The 16,611-nt window shown below is 63.5% G+C and carries 10 protein-coding genes and 3 pseudogenes; 9 read left to right on the forward strand and 4 right to left on the reverse strand.

The annotated features are described in order from the left end of the window. Positions 1–37: 37 nt before the first annotated feature. A complete protein-coding gene (locus PPL01S_RS22130) occupies positions 38–1,771 on the reverse strand; it encodes an IlvD/Edd family dehydratase (RefSeq protein ID WP_016394855.1) in 1,734 nt (577 codons plus the stop codon). A 185-nt stretch (positions 1,772–1,956) separates the two neighbouring features. On the opposite strand from PPL01S_RS22130, the gene PPL01S_RS22135 reads away from it, so the two are divergent. From PPL01S_RS22135 to PPL01S_RS22170, 9 genes and pseudogenes are all read left to right on the forward strand, one after another. Then, complete coding sequence (locus tag PPL01S_RS22135; protein ID WP_028625953.1) at positions 1,957–3,264, forward strand: MFS transporter; 1,308 nt, start codon at positions 1,957–1,959, stop codon at positions 3,262–3,264. A 28-nt stretch (positions 3,265–3,292) separates the two neighbouring features. Next, positions 3,293–4,282, forward strand: a complete 990-nt coding sequence (gene araD1 / locus PPL01S_RS22140; RefSeq protein WP_016394853.1) for an AraD1 family protein — start codon at positions 3,293–3,295, stop codon at positions 4,280–4,282. 21 nt (positions 4,283–4,303) lie between these two features. Continuing rightward, a complete protein-coding gene (locus PPL01S_RS22145; protein ID WP_028625952.1) occupies positions 4,304–5,878 on the forward strand; it encodes an aldehyde dehydrogenase (NADP(+)) in 1,575 nt (524 codons plus the stop codon). A 102-nt stretch (positions 5,879–5,980) separates the two neighbouring features. Next, a pseudogene (locus PPL01S_RS22150) lies at positions 5,981–7,313 on the forward strand (MFS transporter). 9 nt (positions 7,314–7,322) lie between these two features. Beyond that, complete coding sequence (locus PPL01S_RS22155; RefSeq protein WP_016394850.1) at positions 7,323–8,279, forward strand: 2-hydroxyacid dehydrogenase; 957 nt, start codon at positions 7,323–7,325, stop codon at positions 8,277–8,279. A gap of 102 nt (positions 8,280–8,381) precedes the next feature. Further along, the gene (locus PPL01S_RS22160; protein ID WP_016394849.1) at positions 8,382–9,275 is read left to right on the forward strand and encodes a PA4780 family RIO1-like protein kinase; all 894 of its coding nucleotides are present in this window, start codon (positions 8,382–8,384) and stop codon (positions 9,273–9,275) included. A gap of 306 nt (positions 9,276–9,581) precedes the next feature. Then, positions 9,582–11,447, forward strand: a pseudogene (locus tag PPL01S_RS22165) (type I secretion system permease/ATPase); the annotation flags it as partial. 408 nt (positions 11,448–11,855) lie between these two features. Further along, positions 11,856–12,011: pseudogene (locus PPL01S_RS25835) on the forward strand (OprD family outer membrane porin); the annotation flags it as partial. A 3-nt stretch (positions 12,012–12,014) separates the two neighbouring features. Further along, a complete protein-coding gene (locus PPL01S_RS22170; RefSeq protein ID WP_255212402.1) occupies positions 12,015–12,728 on the forward strand; it encodes an OprD family outer membrane porin in 714 nt (237 codons plus the stop codon). Between the two features lie 63 nt (positions 12,729–12,791). Here PPL01S_RS22170 and PPL01S_RS22175 read toward each other — a convergent pair whose 3' ends face one another. Genes PPL01S_RS22175 through PPL01S_RS22185 form a run of 3 tightly spaced genes read right to left on the reverse strand, consistent with a single transcriptional unit; the run spans position 12,792 to position 16,576 of the window. Beyond that, entirely contained in the window at positions 12,792–14,189 is a 1,398-nt protein-coding gene (locus PPL01S_RS22175) for a coniferyl aldehyde dehydrogenase (protein ID WP_248694085.1), read from the reverse strand. Positions 14,190–14,236: 47 nt separating this feature from the next. Beyond that, on the reverse strand, positions 14,237–15,856 hold the full coding sequence (locus PPL01S_RS22180) for a GMC family oxidoreductase (RefSeq protein ID WP_016394847.1): 1,620 nt from the start codon (positions 15,854–15,856) through the stop codon (positions 14,237–14,239). 30 nt (positions 15,857–15,886) lie between these two features. Beyond that, entirely contained in the window at positions 15,887–16,576 is a 690-nt protein-coding gene (locus PPL01S_RS22185; protein ID WP_016394846.1) for an OmpW/AlkL family protein, read from the reverse strand. Between the last annotated feature and the right edge of the window lie 35 nt (positions 16,577–16,611).

Raw genomic sequence — 16,611 nt, forward strand, 5'->3', positions numbered from 1 at the left:
CGCTCGATCTACGCACCACCCTCACTCCCAAGGCGAATCAATGCGAGTGCTTGGGCACCGCCGCCCCCCGGCAACCGACCAGGAAGTCGAAGTCGCAGCCTTCATCGGCCTGCATCACATGGTCGAGGTACAACCGCGCATACCCCCCACTGATCAGTTGCTGCGGCGCCTGCAAGTCCGCCAACCGCCCCGCCAGTTCCTCGTCGGAAACATCCAGGTGCAGGCGCCCTTCATGGCAGTCGAGTTCGATCCAGTCGCCTTCGCGAACCGCCGCCAAAGGCCCCCCAGCCGCCGCTTCCGGCGCTACGTGCAGCACCACGGTGCCATACGCGGTGCCGCTCATGCGGGCATCGGAGATACGCACCATGTCCGTCACGCCCTGGGCCAGCAGCTTGGCCGGCAGGCCCATGTTGCCGACCTCGGCCATGCCCGGGTAACCCTTTGGCCCGCAGTGTTTCATCACCAGGATCGAGCTGGCATCCACGTCCAGCTCAGGGTCGTTGATCCGCGCCTTGTAATCCTCGAAGTTCTCGAACACCACGGCGCGGCCGCGATGGCGCATCAGCGCCGGGGTGGCGGCCGACGGCTTGAGCACCGCACCTTTGGGCGCCAGGTTGCCGCGCAGGATGCAGATGCCCCCATCGGACACCAATGGCCGGTCGATCGGGCGGATGACCTCTTCGTCATACAAGGGCGCGCCCTGGCAGTTGTCCCACAGGCTCTTGCCGTTGGCGGTCAGTGCATCGGGGTTGGGCAGCAGGGCATGTTCGCCCAGGCGGCGGATCACCGCAGGCAGGCCGCCGGCGTAGTAGAACTCCTCCATCAGGAAGCGCCCCGACGGCTGCAGGTCGACCAGGGTCGGCGTGCCACGGCCGACGCGGGTCCAGTCTTCGAGCTGCAGGTCGACACCGATGCGCCCGGCGATGGCCTTGAGGTGGATCACCGCGTTGGTCGAACCGCCGATCGCGGCGTTGACCCGGATGGCGTTCTCGAAGGCTTCGCGGGTGAGGATCTTCGACAGGCGCAGGTCCTCGTGCACCATGTCGACGATGCGCATGCCTGACAGGTGGGCAAGCACATAGCGGCGCGAGTCCACCGCCGGGATCGCCGCATTGTGCGGCAGCGAGGTGCCCAGGGCTTCGGCCATGCAGGCCATGGTCGAGGCCGTGCCCATGGTGTTGCAGGTGCCCGCCGAGCGCGACATGCCGGCCTCGGCCGAGAGGAACTCGTTGAGGTCGATCTGCCCGGCCTTGTACTGCTCGTGCATCTGCCAGACGATGGTCCCGGCCCCGATGTCACGGCCTTTGTGCTTGCCATTGAGCATCGGCCCACCGGTGACCACGATGGCTGGCACGTCACAGCTGGCGGCGCCCATCAGCAGGGCGGGGGTGGTCTTGTCGCAGCCGGTGAGCAGCACCACGGCGTCCACCGGGTTGCCACGGATCGACTCTTCCACGTCCATGCTCGCCAGGTTGCGGGTGAGCATCGCGGTCGGGCGCAGGTTGGACTCGCCGCTGGAAAACACCGGGAACTCCACCGGGAAGCCGCCGGCTTCCAGCACACCCTTCTTCACATGCTCGGCAATCTTGCGAAAGTGGGCGTTGCACGGGGTCAGCTCGGACCAGGTGTTGCAGATGCCGATGATGGGCTTGCCCTGGAATTCGTGATCGGGGATCCCCTGGTTCTTCATCCAGCTGCGGTACATGAAACCGTTCTTGTCGGCGCTGCCGAACCATTGGGCCGAGCGCAGGGGACGTTTGCTATCAGACATTGCAGGTGCCTCATTGGTAATACTATTTGTCGTTATTTAGGTGACTCTACCGACAAATATGCGGCGTGTGAAGGGTTGTCGTTTTAAATAGTATTACTATATGATCCATCCACTCGCCGGAGGTCTGCCCCTAAAACTCCCGGCCGTGTGCTGTCGCCATTACAAAAACAATTGGAGACCTCGCCATGATTCAGGAGCAGCGGCTCGTCCGCCTGATCACGCTGAAACTCATTCCCTTTCTGGTCCTGCTTTACCTGGTGGCCTACGTCGACCGCTCGGCGGTAGGCTTTGCCAAGCTGCACATGGGTGCCGATATCGGCCTGGGCGATGCCGCCTATGGCCTGGGTGCCGGGCTGTTCTTCATTGGTTACTTCTTCTGCGAAGTGCCCAGCAACCTGATGCTCGATCGCTTCGGCGCACGCCGCTGGTTCGCCCGCATCCTGTTGACCTGGGGCGCGATCACCGTCGGCATGGCCTTCATCACCGGGCCCACGGGCTTCTATGTGATGCGCTTTCTGCTGGGGGCGGCGGAAGCCGGTTTCTTCCCTGGCGTGCTGTACTACATCACCCAGTGGTACCCGGTGCGCCATCGCGGCAAGATCCTCGGCTTCTTCATCCTTTCCCAGCCGCTGGCGATGCTGGTCACCGGCCCGTTGTCGGGGGCGCTGCTGGGGCTGGACGGCAACCTGGGCCTGCATGGCTGGCAATGGCTGTTCATCTGCATCGGCACTCCGGCGGTGCTGCTGGCATGGCCGACCCTGCGCCTGTTGCCGGATGGTCCGGACAAGGTGCGCTGGCTCGGCGAAGAACAGCGCAGCTGGCTCAAGGAGCAACTGGCCAACGACCTGCGCGAATTCGGCCAGACCCGCCACGGCAACCCGTTGCATGCCTTGAAAGACACCCGGGTGCTGCTGCTGGCGCTGTTCTACCTGCCGGTAACCTTGAGCATCTACGGCTTGGGCCTGTGGTTACCGACCTTGATTCACCAGTTCGGTGGCAGCGACCTCACGACCGGTTTCGTCTCGGCGGTGCCGTACCTGTTCGGCATCATCGGGCTGCTGATCATCCCGCGCAGTTCCGACCGCCTCAACGACCGCTACGGCCACCTCGGGTTCCTGTACGCCCTGGGGGCACTGGGCCTGTTCCTCAGCGCCTGGCTGAGCGTGCCAGGCCTGCAACTGGCGGCGTTGTGCCTGGTGGCATTCGCGCTGTTCTCCTGCACAGCGATCTTCTGGACCCTGCCTGGGCGGTTCTTTTCCGGAGCCAGCGCGGCCGCCGGTATCGCCCTGATCAACTCGATCGGCAACCTCGGTGGCTACCTCGGCCCGTTCGGCATCGGTGCGCTCAAGGAACACACCGGCCAGCTGTCGTCAGGCCTGTACTTCCTGGCACTGGTGATGCTGTTCGGGCTGGTGCTGACCGGGGTCGTCTACAACCGCCTGGAGCGCCGCCAGCGCCTGGCATCCACGCGGGCGGCCCATGCCACCCGCTGAAATTCGCAACCGACAAGCGAGCACAAGCATGCGACTGATCCAATTCGAAACCGCCTCCGGCCAGCGCCGGGTCGGCGTGGTGGAGGGCGAGCGCGCCCTGGAAATCCGCGGCGTCACCAGCACCCGCGAACTGGCCTTGCGGGCCATCGCCGGCGGGCGTGACCTGGCCTGCGAAGTACAACTGGCTGGCCTGGGCGAAGGTCATGACTACCTGGCAATGCTGGCCGAAGGCCGGGTACTGCCACCGCTGAACCACGAAGACCCCGTACACTGCCTGGTGACCGGCACCGGCCTGACCCACCTGGGCAGTGCCGCTACCCGCGACAAGATGCACCAGCAGCAGGCCGAGGGCGCGGTCACTGACAGCATGCGCATGTTCCAGTGGGGGCTGCAGGGCGGCCGGCCGCCGGCGGGCGAGGAGGGCGCGCAACCGGAGTGGTTCTACAAGGGTGATGGCGGCATCGTCGTGCGTCCCGGTGGCGACCTGCCGCTGCCGGCCTTCGCCGAAGATGCCGGCGAGGAGCCGGAACTGGTGGGGCTGTACGTGATCGGCGAAGACGGTACGCCGTTCCGCCTGGGCTACGCCTTGGGCAACGAGTTTTCCGACCATGTGATGGAGCGGCGCAACTACCTGTACCTGGCGCATTCAAAGCTGCGTGCCTGCAGTTTCGGCCCCGAGCTGCGCCTGGGCGCACTGCCGGCGCACCTGGAAGGCAGCAGCCGTATCCTGCGTGACGGCCAGCCGCTGTGGAGCAAGCCGTTCCTGTCAGGGGAGCAGAACATGTGCCACAGCTTCGAGAACCTTGAGTTCCATCACTTCAAGTACACCCAGTTCCTGCGCCCGGGCGATGTCCATGTGCATTACTTCGGCACCGCCACCCTATCGTTCGCCGACGGCATCCAGGCCCGGCCCGGCGATACCTTCGAGGTCAGCCTGGAGGCCTTCGGCCAGCCGCTGCGCAACGGAATCGTCGCCGCCCCGCGGGACGTTCGCCCGGGTGTGGTGAAGAGCCTCTGATCGCAGTTCAAGGAGTCAAGCATGTCTGGAAGCAACTTCATTGGCGGCGCCCGCAGTGCCGCAGGCAACGTGCGTCTGCAGAGTTTCGATGCGCGCACCGGCCAAGCCTTGCCGGTGGTCTTCAGCCAGGCCACGGCGCAGGAGGTGGATGCCGCTGCGTGCGCCGCCGAACAGGCTTTCGCCGGTTACAACAGCCTGGCGCCGGCGCGCCGGGCGCAATTTCTGGACGCCATTGCCGAGCAGCTGGATGCCCTCGGGGAGACGTTCATCGCCACGGTCTGCCGCGAAACCGCACTGCCCGCAGCGCGCATTCACGGTGAGCGCAGCCGTACCAGCAATCAGCTACGGCTGTTCGCCCAGGTGCTGCGTCGGGGCGACTACCTGGGCGCACGAATCGACCGCGCGCAGCCCGAGCGCCAGCCACTGCCACGACCGGACCTGCGCCAGTACCGCACCGGCGTCGGCCCGGTGGCGGTGTTCGGCGCCAGCAACTTCCCGCTGGCCTTCTCAACGGCCGGTGGGGATACCGCAGCCGCACTGGCAGCCGGGTGTCCGGTGGTGGTCAAGGCGCACAGCGGTCATATGGCGACCGCCGAGTACGTGGGTGAGGCGATTCAGCGTGCGGCTACGGCCACCGGCATGCCGGACGGGGTGTTCAACATGATCTATGGCGCCGGTGTCGGCGAAGCGCTGGTCAAGCACCCGGCGATCCAGGCGGTCGGCTTCACCGGTTCGCTCAAGGGGGGCCGTGCGCTGTGCGACCTGGCCGCCGCCCGACCGCAGCCGATCCCGGTGTTTGCCGAGATGAGCAGCATCAACCCGGTGCTGGTGTTGCCAACTGCGTTGCAGGCCCGTGGTCAACAGGTGGCCAGCGAGCTGGCCGCGTCCGTGGTCCTTGGCTGCGGCCAGTTCTGCACCAACCCCGGACTGGTCATCGGTATCGCCGGCCCGGCGTTCACGGCCTTCAAGGCTGCACTGACCGAACGCATGGACGACCAGCCGGGCCAGACGATGCTCAATGCCGGCACCTTGCGCAGTTACATCAGCGGTGTGCAGCGCTTGCAGCGCCATCCGAAGGTGCGTCACCTGGCCGGGGCCGAGCTGGACGGCGACCAGGCCTATGCGCAGCTGTTCGAAGCAGACGCCAGCCTGTTGTTCGAGGGCGACGAGTTGCTCCAGGAGGAAGTGTTCGGCCCGACCACGGTCATCGTGGAAGTGGCGGACGAGGCGCAGCTGCGCCGTGCCGTGGAGGGCTTGCATGGCCAGCTGACCGCCACCCTGATCGCCGAACCTGGCGACCTCGAGCAGTTTGCCGCGCTGGTGCCGTTGCTGGAGCGCAAGGCCGGACGCCTGTTGGTCAACGGTTACCCGACCGGGGTCGAGGTCAGCGATGCGATGGTGCATGGCGGGCCGTATCCGGCGACGTCCGATGCGCGGGGGACCTCGGTGGGGACATTGGCCATCGATCGCTTCCTGCGCCCGGTGTGCTACCAGAACTACCCGGACACGCTGCTGCCAGATGCGCTGAAAGACGCCAACCCCCTGGGCTTGCTGCGCCTGGTCGATGGCCAGCACAGCCGCGAGGCGCTGAGCTGACGCTGTTGGCCTGGACGCCCAGGTAATCCGCAGTACACCCGCCAGGCCCTGTCTGGCGGGCTTCTACCCAAGACCTTAGAACAACAACAAGAGGTTGCAGCCATGCCCAGTCGCTCCGTGCCCGCCGACCTGGTCGAGCGGGAAACCCTGGATAATCGCCTGTTTCGCAAGATCAACTGGCGCATCGTGCCGTTGTTCATCGTGTGTTTCCTGTTTGCCTACCTTGACCGCGTCAACATCAGTTTCGCCAAGCTGCAGATGCAGAACGCGCTAGGTTTCAGCGACGCGGTGTATGGCCTTGGCGCGAGCCTGTTCTTCGTCGGCTATTTCCTCTTCGAAGTGCCGAGCAACGTATTGCTGCACCGTATCGGCGCGAGGATCTGGATTGCACGCATCATGATCAGCTGGGGGCTGACCTCGGCGGCAATGATGTTCGTCACCAGCGAGACCTGGTTCTACATGCTGCGATTCTTGATCGGCGTCATGGAAGCCGGTTTCGTACCAGGGGTGCTGTATTTCTTTACCCAGTGGTACCCCAGCGATCGTCGCGCTCGCATCAATGCCTATTTCAAGAGCTCGATCTGCCTGTGCGGCATTGTCGGCGGTCCATTGGCAGGATTTATCCTCAGCCACTTCGACGGGGTCAACGGCCTCGCCGGCTGGCAGTGGCTGTTCCTCCTGGAAGGCCTGCCGTCGGTGCTGCTCGGCTTGCTGGTGCTGTGGCTGGTCAGCGACCGCATCGAGGATGCACGCTGGCTCGACGCCGAGGAGAAACGCTACCTGCGTGAACGACTGGATGCTGAACCCGGACCCAGCGGTGGCAGCTCGATCCGCGCGATCCTGCGCGAGCCGGCATCGTTGGCGTTGTCGGCGATCTACCTGTGCCTGGTCATGGCCCTGACCGGCCTGCTGTTCTGGATGCCCCAGCTGATCCGCAATGCCGGGGTGGTCGATGCACTGGATATCGGCTGGTTGACCATGATCCCGTACCTGGTGGCGGTGGTGGGCAACCTGCTGATCGGGCGCAGTTCCGACCTGCTGAGCGAACGGCGCTGGCACATGGCGAGTTGCGCGACGATGACCACTGTCGGCTATGCCTTGTGCGCGGCGTTCACGGGCCATCTGTCGCTGCTGATACTGGGCATGAGCTTGATCATGACCGGGATCATCGCCTGGATGCCAGATCTTCTGGACCTTGCCACCCAAGTACCTGTCAGGCTTGGCGGCAGCAGCCGGCATCGCACTGATCAATTCCATCGGCCAGCTCGGCGGCATCGTCGGCCCTTACCTTGTGGGCAAGGTTCGCGACGCCAGTGGCTCGCCGACCCCGGCCCTGTGGTTGCTGACGGCCGTCAGCCTGCTGGCGATCGTGCTGATCCTCTGGGGCGTCCCGCGCCGCTTGTATGCGGCTCAAACTGAATCGCGCATCGATTGAGGAGGTTCCATGCAACGAGTCGTTTCCTTCGGCCCCATTTCCAGTGCCCAGGTGCTGGCCGATCTCTGCCAGCGCTACCACTTCCAGCGCTTCGACGAACCGTTGGCCGACCGCGAGCGTTTCCTGTCGGCCTTGGCCACGGCCGACGGGCTGATCGGCAGCAGCTTGCCGCTGGACGCCGCACTGCTTGACCAGGCGCCTGCACTCAAGGTGATTGCCAGTGTGTCGGCTGGCTATGACAACTATGATCTTGACTACCTGCGTCAACGGGGTATCCGCCTGACCAACACCCCGGATGCGGTAACCGAGACCACCGCCGATACGGGCTTCATGTTGTTGATGATGGCTGCGCGGCGCGCCTGTGAACTCGCGCAACTGGTGCGTGATGGGGGCTGGATGCACGCTGTCGAAGCGTCACGCTTTGGTCTGGACGTGCACGGCAAGACCCTGGGAATCGTCGGGCTGGGGCGCATCGGTGCAGCCGTTGCCCGGCGCGGGCATTTCGGCTTTGGCATGCCCGTGTTGTACAGCGGCAACAGCGCAAAGCCTGATTATGAAGCGGAGTTCGGCGCCCGCCGCCTGCCGTTGCCACAGCTGCTGGCCGAGGCAGACTTCATCTGCGTCTGCGTGCCCTTGAGCCCGACGACCCATCAGCTGTTCGGTCGCGAGCAGTTCGCAGCCATGCGTCCAGGGGCGATTTTCGTCAATATCGCCCGAGGTGCGGTGGTCGACGAGCCGGCGCTGGTTCAGGCGCTGATCGAAGGAAAGATCCGTGCGGCTGGGTTGGATGTGTTCGAACGCGAGCCGTTGCAGACCGATTCGCCCTTGCTGTCATTACCCCAGGTGGTGGCCTTGCCGCACATCGGTTCGGCAACGGTCGAGGCGCGTGCGCTGATGGCGCGAACCGCAGCTGCGGAGCTGGCGGCGGTGCTCGAGGGCCGCTCGGCCAAGCATCCGGTAGTCTGATACCGGGCGGTTGGTGCAGACAAACGAGCAAGACGGATCAGCCTGTGAGAGGATGGCCACTTTCCAGCCAAGTGGCCAGACAGGACCCCGAAACCTAGCCTGATGAAGACACCAAAACGAATCGAACCGCTGATTGAAGACGGCCTGGTCGACGAAGTACTGCGACCCCTGATGAGTGGTAAGGAAGCCGCCGTTTATGTCGTGCGCTGTGGCAACCAGGTACGTTGCGCCAAGGTCTACAAGGAGGCCAACAAACGCAGCTTCCGCCAGGCAGCCGAATACCAGGAAGGCCGCAAGGTACGTAACAGCCGCCAGGCCCGGGCCATGGCCAAGGGTAGCAAGTACGGGCGCAAGGAGGCCGAAGATGCCTGGCAGAACGCCGAAGTGGCGGCGCTGTTCCGCCTGGCCGGTGCCGGTGTGCGGGTGCCCAAGCCGTTCGACTTCCAGGACGGCGTGCTGTTGATGGAGCTGGTGACCGACGCCGACGGCGATGCCGCGCCGCGTCTGAACGATGTTCACCTGGAGGCCGACGAAGCGCGCGAGCACCATGCCTTCGTGATTCGCCAGATCGTGCTGATGCTGTGTGCCGGGCTGGTGCACGGCGACCTGTCCGAGTTCAACGTGTTGCTGGGCCCTGAAGGCCCGGTGATCATCGACTTGCCCCAGGCGGTGGATGCGGCGGGCAACAACCACGCGTTCTGCATGTTGCAGCGAGACGTGGCGAACATGGCGCACTATTTCGGGCGCTTTGCCCCGGAATTGAAAGGTACCCGCTATGCCCAGGAGATGTGGGCGCTGTACGAGGCGGGCGAGCTGCGCCCGGACAGCCTGTTGAGTGGCCAGTTCGCCGAGGACGAGCATGCCGCCGACGTGGTCGGGGTGATGCGCGAGATCGAGGCGGCGCAGCGCGAGGAGGCCCGCCGGCAGGCGGCGCTTGCTGACGCCGAACGTGGGCCGGTCAAGGGGGAAGAACCGCCGCCGCCGTGGTTGCAGTGATGGGTTGTTAGCAATGACCCCTTCGCGGGGCAAGCCCGCGAAGGGGTAGGGTGGGGCGCTGAAGAATCCCGCATGCCGAAGCATCAAAGTATCAGTGCTGAGCGCTCGAAATATTTGTTACTGTGAATAATCCTAATTCATTGGTAATAAATTCCTACGTATAAATTCGTATCCCTGAAATGTACTCTGGGGGTCAAGTTTCTAGTTAGGATATTTCCTACAAAATAGTCGGACCAATGTAGGACCATTGCTTATTTGTCCGATACTAATATCTGCCCATGTTCGAAGTGCACATGGGGTAGAAAGGTGTCCGGTCAATTTAAATCAGCTGATAGTCAACCGAGTGATAGTGGCTTGGCCTGTCTGGTCATGCTGGCGCGATATCACGATGTCGCCATTTCCCCGGAGCAAGTGCTTCACGGTTTCGCGAATGATGGCGGGCCGTTTTCGACTGCTCGAATGCTTCAGGTGTTTCAACATGTCGGCCTGACGGCCAAGTGTCGACGCACTGACCTGAAGCGCCTGTTACATATGCCACTACCGGCCATTGCGATGGATAAGCAAGGTGGCTATTTCATCATCGCCCGGGTCGAGGGTGAGCAGGTGTTGGTACAGGATCCCAAGGTTTGCTCACCGCAAAGCTGGACGCTGGCGGAGTTCGAGCGACACTGGGCCGGGGAGTTGATACTGGTTCGTTCTGACGCGCCGTTGCCTCGCGGCCTTGAGCGTTTGACCTGACCTGGTTCATCCCGGCCATTGTCAAGCACAGGGCGCTGCTTGCCGAGGTACTGCTGGTCTCTCTGGTCATTCAGATCCTCGCCCTGCTGACGCCATTGTTCTTCCAGGTGGTGATGGACAAGGTGCTGGTCCACCGGGGGCTGACCACACTGGACGTCATCGCATCGGGCCTGTTGGCAGTCTTGTTGTTCGAGAGTGCTCTGAGTGGTTTGCGCAGTTACATATCGGCCCACACCACATCACGCATCGATGTGGAGTTGGGCGCCAAGCTGTTCAAGCACCTGGTTGAACTGCCGCTCGCCTATTTCCAGGCGCGGCGGGTGGGCGATTCCGTTGCGCGGGTGCGGGAACTGGAAAACATCAGGAGTTTCTTGACTGGCAACAGCATCACGTTATTGCTGGATGTGTTGTTTGTCGCGGTGTTCATCGCTGTCATGTTTCTTTACAGCGGCTGGTTGACGTTGCTGGTCATCGCTTCCCTGCCACTTTATTTTCTGGTCTCGTTGCTCGTTACACCTTTGCTGCGCGCCCGCATCGACCAGAGTTTTCAGCGTGGCGCTGAGAACCAGGCGTTTCTGGTTGAAGCGGTCAATGGTATCGACACCCTGAAGTCCATGGCTGTCGAGCCGCAGGTGACACGGCGTTGGAACATGCAGCTGGCGGCGTATGTCACCGCCAGTTTGAAGACTCAGAACTTGTCCAACATCGCCAATGAAAGCGTTGCCCTTATCGGCAAGCTTGTCACGGTGGGCACCCTGTGGCTGGGTGCGCGGCTGGTCATTGATGGCGAGCTCACGGTCGGAGAACTGATTGCCTTCAACATGCTGGCCGGTCGGGTATCGCAACCGATCATGCGTCTGGCCCAGTTGTGGACCAGTTTCCAGCAGACGGGCATCTCGATACAGCGGTTGGGTGACACTCTCAACAATCGTACAAGAGGTCAACCACGGTACGCAATTACCTGCGCTGCAGGGGCGAGTCGAACTCGACCAGGTGTGTTTCCGCTATCGCCCTGGGGGTAACGAGGTCTTGCGCGACATCAGCCTGGCGATCGAACTTGGCGAGGTGATAGGGATTGTCGGCAGATCCGGCTCCGGCAAAAGCACCTTGACCCGGCTGATTCAACGGCTGCACTCACCGGAACGAGGGCGCGTGCTGCTCGACGGTGCCGACCTGGCACTGGCCGATGTCGCATCGTTGCGGCGGCAGATCGGTGTGGTATTGCAGGAGAACATGCTGTTTCGCCGTTCGGTGCGCGAAAATATTGCACTGGCCAACCCTGCGGCACCTATCGAGGAGGTCATTGCTGCGGCCACGCTGGCAGGCGCACACGCGTTCATCCTCGAACTGCCCGAGGGTTACGAAACCCTGGTCGGCGAACACGGCGCGAGCCTCTCGGGTGGCCAACGACAACGTATCGCGATAGCGCTCGCATCCAGGCCTCCGCGGGTGGCAGCATCATCCATGCAAAAGCTGCACTCGGCCTGCGCGTTCCTCTTGGAAACACGATAAGGGCAAAGCGCCCCAGCCACGTCCCGCGAACCCGACGACTCCTATCAAAAGTTCGCCATGCCGCCACCGCACCGCCTTCGGCCTTCTGTCATTGCCGTGCACAGGGGCTCTGAACCCCAACATCGCGCCCACTTTTGGCGAAAGGTTGACACAGGACGTCGAATCGCTGATTCAGCCGTGATTCGCCATCGGTCGACTATTCACGTCAGCTTCGGCAGCACGGCACTGTTGTGTGCCACGCCGCTGTCCGAGCCGCTTTCTATTGCCAACCAACACCGCCGCCCGTGCAAGACGGGGGCGTCATGAATTTAATAAAAGGAAGGGACGGTCGGTGTTGGTGCGGATCTCTTCGCCTTCTGGGGGCTCAAGCTCGATGCCGGCAGCGGGCGTACCGGCACCGGCAACTTGCCGGTCGGCGACGATGGCAACCCGGACGATGAATATGGCCGGGCCGGTGGCGCGATCAAGGCGCGAATCTCCGAGACGGTCCTGCGCTATGCGCCAGCGGTCGACTACGTCGGTGCCCGCTACAAGCTTGCCGAGCGCCTCAGCCTGGCAGCCTATGCCAGCCGTTTCGAAGACATCTGGCACCAGTACTACGGCAACGCCAATTACGTGATGCCGCTGTCTCAGGCCCAGGCGCTGACGTTTGATGTCAACCTGTATCGCACCCTCGATACGGGCAGCGCAAAGGCGGGAACCATCGATACCACCGCCGCCGGCCTGCAAGCTGCCTACAAGGTGTCGTCGCATACCTTCACCGCCGCCTATCAACAGGTGCACGGCGATCAGCCGTTCGATTATGTGGGCTTCGGCGATACGGGGCGCAGTGGCGGCTCGATTTTTCTCCCCAACTCCGTGCAGTACTCGGACTTCAACGGCCCAGGGGAAACGTCATGGCAGCTTCGCTACGACCTGAACCTGGCCGGTTATGGCGTACCGGGGTTGACCTTCATGGTCCGCCACCTGCGGGGGCGTGACATCGACGGTACACAGAGCACCCAGGGCGCCTATGCGCACAAGTACGGCAAAGGTGATGAGGAGTTCGAAACCGATGCAGAGGCACGCTATGTCGTACAGGCCGGGCCTGCCAAGGATCTTTCCGTACGCCTGCGGTTGGCTTGGCACCGCGGTGATGACAGTACCGGGGGGGCGCAGGATCAGGTGCGTGTGATTACTGAATATCCCATCGACATCATCTGATCCGCGCGCCAAACGCCAAGGCGGGTCTGGAGTCCTTCGGTCCACCCAGCCGGCCTTAGCCGGCTAGTGCGGCCCGGTTTTTCCGAGGTAAAACCTCACCACCCAGCGTTGCACCCAGCGGCCATAAGGCGGATGGAAGAGTTGTGTCGGGAACCAGCGCTGCCGCTTGAACACCGCCTTGCCGTGGGACAGGGTGCGGAAGCCTTCCTCGCCATGGTAGGAACCCATGCCGGAATTGCCGATTCCACCGAACGGCAGGTCGTGTTGAAACACATGCCAGGCCCAGTCGTCCAGGGTTACGCCACCGCTGTGGGTGTCCCGGAGCACACGCTCGGTCTGCCGTGCGTTCAGCCCGAACGGGTAGAGCGCCAGGGGACGTGGGCGGGCCTGGATGTAGGCGATGGCCTGGTCCAGGTCACGGTACTCGATCACGGGCAACAACGGCCCGAAAAGCTCCTCCCGGGCTACTCGCATGTCTTCGCTCACCCCAGTGATCACCTGCAAGGGCAGGCGCCGCGGCGAGTCGGCGCTACTGTGGCAACTCAGCACCGTAGCGCCCTTGGCACGGGCATCGGCCAGCAACTGCTGCAACCGCTGGGCATGGCGATCGCTGATGATGCTGGTGTAGTCGGCGCTGGTGCCCGGGTCGGGATACAGCCGTTCGAAAGCCCGTCTTACCGACTCGGCGAACACCTGCGCCTTGCCTTGCGGAACCAGTACGTAATCCGGCGCAACACACACCTGGCCGGCGTTGAAACCCTTGCCATGGGCAATGCGCAAGGCGGCGTCTTCCAGGTCGGCGCCCTCGCCAAGCAGCGCCGGTGACTTTCCGCCCAGCTCCAGGGTCACCGGTACCAGGTGCTCGGCCGCCGCACGCATTACCTGATGGCCGACCTGAGGTGCCCCGGTGAATACCAGGTGATCCAACGCCAGGCTGGTGAACGCTTGAGCGGCGCTCAACTCGCCGCCGAACACTGCCACTTCGTCTTCCTCGAACACCTCGGCCAGCATGGCCTGCAGCACGTTCAGGCTGTGTGGCGCGAGCTCCGATACCTTGATCATCGCCCGGTTGCCGGCCGCAATGGCGGTGATCAATGGTCCCAGGGTCAGGTACAAGGGGAAGTTCCAGGTGCCGACGATGCCCACCACGCCCTTGGGCTGGTACTCCACCCAGGCGCGGTTGCCCACGAACACCCACTCGGTCTTGCGCCGTTGAGGTTTCATCCAGCGACGCAGGTGGGCGATGGCATGGCGGGCGTGCAGCGCAGGCCCGAGCACCTCGATTTGCAGGGTCTCGAATGCGGCGCGGCCGCCGAAGTCGGCGTCGAGGGCGGCGACGATAGCCTGCTGGTGGCGGCGAAGGGCACCGACCAGGCGCTTGAGCTTGTCCAGGCGCTCCTTGAGCGTGGCATAGGGCTGTGCATCGAAGGCCTTGCGCTGGCGCTGCAGTACCTGCTGCATGCGTGCGATTTCAGCCGAGTCGCTGATCTGGCTCAGGTCGTTCAAGGTCATCCCTCCTGGCGGCTGCGCAGCAGCATGTCGGCGGCCTTTTCACCGATCATGATGCTGGGTGCGTTGGTGTTGCCGCCGATCAAGGTCGGCATGATCGAAGCGTCCGCCACGCGCAGGCCTTTGATGCCATGCACGCGCAATTGGTCGTCCACCACCGCCAGGGGGTCGTGGCCCATCTTGCAGGTGCCTACGGGGTGGTACTGGGTGTCGGCACGATTGCGGATGTCCTGCTCCACGGCGTGACGGTCCCCTTGGGCCAGCGGATACAAAGGCTTGCCACGATAGGGCGTCAGTGGCGCGGCATCGAGGATCGCGCGCTGAAGGTCGGCGCCGCGCATCAGCACTTCCAGGTCGTGCGGGTGGCTGAAGAAGCGCGGGTCGATCAAGGGTGCTGCCGTCGGGTCGGCGCTGGCCAGTCGGACGGTGCCGCGGCTCTTGGGGCGCAGCAGGGTCAGGTGGCAGCTGAAGCCGTGACCCAGGCGCAGGTTGCGCGCATGGTTGTCGACGATGGCAGGGACGAAAATGAGCTGGAGGTCGGGAACGGCCAGGTCTTGCCGGCTTTTGAAGAACGCCCCGGACTCGGCGAAGGGTGAAGTCACCAGGCCTTTGCGCTCGCGCTTCCACTGGGCCATGGCCTTGAGCATCTTCCAGCTGAATGTGGGTGAACAGCCGAAGGTGTTGGCCTTGTCGGGGCTACGGTAGGTGAACACATAGTCGATATGGTCTTGCAGGTTCTCGCCCACCCCCGGCAGTTCGTGGGTGACAGCGATGCCATGCCTGCGTAGCTCTTCGCGCGGGCCGATGCCAGAAAGCATCAGCAGTTGCGGGGAGCCGAAGCTGCCGGCACTCAGCACCACTTCGCGGCGCACCGTGAGCACAAGGCGCTCGCTGCCCCGGCGCACCTGCACCCCGGTGGCACGCGATGCCTCCAGCAGCACCCGCTCGACGGTGGCCCCCGTCAGGACCTTGAGGTTGCGGCGGTTCAGGTTGGGTGTAAGGAAGGCTTTGGCCGCGCTGCAGCGCTCGCCATTGCGCTGGGTAACCTGGTACATGAATGCGCCTTCCTGCCTGGCGCCGTTGTAATCTGGCGTGCGCTGGATGCCATTGGCCTCGGCGGCCTGGATGAATGCGGCGTTCAGGACACTCGGGCAACTCACCTCGGCAACGCTGAGCGGACCGTCCTGGCCATGGTAGTCGTCGTTCAGGCGCAGGTTCTGCTCTGACTTGATGAAATAGGGCAGCACCTCGTCATAGGACCAGCCCTGGTTGCCCAGCGCTGCCCATTGGTCGTAGTCCTGGCGATGCCCGCGCACGTAGAGCATGGCATTGATCGAGCTGGAGCCACCCAGGGTCTTGCCCCGCGGCTGGTAGCCCCGACGACCGTTCAGTCCGGCTTGCGGCTCGGTCTGGAAGGCCCAGTTGTGAATGCGTGTCGGCAGCATCGCGACCACCCCCACAGGTGCCTGGATCAGCACGCTGTCATCGCTGCCGCCGGCCTCGACCAGGCAGACGCTGATGGCTGGATCCTCGCTCAGGCGGCTGGCGATCACACAACCTGCCGATCCGCCGCCGATCACGATGTAGTCGAACGTGTCATTCCTGTGTTCAGTGCTCATGTCTGGGCTCCGTAAGGGTTGCGGCAGGGGTCAGAAGCGATAGCCGAGGGTGAACGAATAGACGTCAGGGTCTGCTTCGACGTCGATCTTGCGCTTGACTTCGCCCAGGCCCGGGGTCTGGGTCTTGATGGTGGCGGTCGTGTCGATCCAGTAGCGCGAGTAGGAGAATCCGGCGCTCCAGTTGTCGACGAGGGGAATTTCCACGCCGACCTTGGCCACCGCACCAAAGGAGTCGTCCAGCTTGGAGGTGCTGGAGGTGCCGCCAAATGCCGTGTTGTAGGCAGCGGTCATCTTCTCTTCGCTGAACCAGGTGTAATTGACCCCGAGGGCGACATAGGGCTGCACGCCAAACAGCTTGAAGTTGTAGGCGACCAGCACGGCGGGGAACCAGGCGCGAGCGCTACCGACCTTGCCCAGCGGCTGGGCGGCGCCGGCCCCGTCGAAGTCGATGACAGGCGGTGCCCCGGTCTGCAGTACCAGCGACCAGGGGCCGCCGAGGCTGCGCTCGTAGATCAGCGCCAAGGTGCTGGTATCGCGTGCGGTGGCCTGAACATGCTCGGGCGTCGTACCCGGCAGGCCGGTCATATCGCCCGAGTCCGTATTGAACTGGATATCGGCATAGCCGATACGCACGATGTTCAGGGGCGCGTCGTTGGCCAGTGCCGGCAGTGCAAACAGCGGCAACAGCGTGACAATGGCAGGGGCAAACAGTCTTCTCATGACAGTCTCGGATCTTCTTGTTTTTCTGGGGTGGA

The organism is Pseudomonas plecoglossicida NBRC 103162 = DSM 15088 (assembly GCF_000730665.1).
Classification (GTDB): Bacteria; Pseudomonadota; Gammaproteobacteria; order Pseudomonadales; family Pseudomonadaceae; genus Aquipseudomonas; species Aquipseudomonas plecoglossicida.

Excerpts from the sequence above, each read along its gene's own strand:
- PPL01S_RS22130 (WP_016394855.1), bottom strand. The coding sequence starts at position 1,771 with ATGTCTGATAGCAAACGTCCCCTGCGCTCGGCCCAATGGTTCGGCAGC.
- PPL01S_RS22135 (WP_028625953.1), top strand. The coding sequence starts at position 1,957 with ATGATTCAGGAGCAGCGGCTCGTCCGCCTGATCACGCTGAAACTCATT.
- araD1 (WP_016394853.1), top strand. The coding sequence starts at position 3,293 with ATGCGACTGATCCAATTCGAAACCGCCTCCGGCCAGCGCCGGGTCGGC.
- PPL01S_RS22145 (WP_028625952.1), top strand. The coding sequence starts at position 4,304 with ATGTCTGGAAGCAACTTCATTGGCGGCGCCCGCAGTGCCGCAGGCAAC.
- PPL01S_RS22155 (WP_016394850.1), top strand. The coding sequence starts at position 7,323 with ATGCAACGAGTCGTTTCCTTCGGCCCCATTTCCAGTGCCCAGGTGCTG.
- PPL01S_RS22160 (WP_016394849.1), top strand. The coding sequence starts at position 8,382 with ATGAAGACACCAAAACGAATCGAACCGCTGATTGAAGACGGCCTGGTC.
- PPL01S_RS22175 (WP_248694085.1), bottom strand. The coding sequence starts at position 14,189 with ATGCAGCAGGTACTGCAGCGCCAGCGCAAGGCCTTCGATGCACAGCCC.
- PPL01S_RS22180 (WP_016394847.1), bottom strand. The coding sequence starts at position 15,856 with ATGAGCACTGAACACAGGAATGACACGTTCGACTACATCGTGATCGGC.
- PPL01S_RS22185 (WP_016394846.1), bottom strand. The coding sequence starts at position 16,576 with ATGAGAAGACTGTTTGCCCCTGCCATTGTCACGCTGTTGCCGCTGTTT.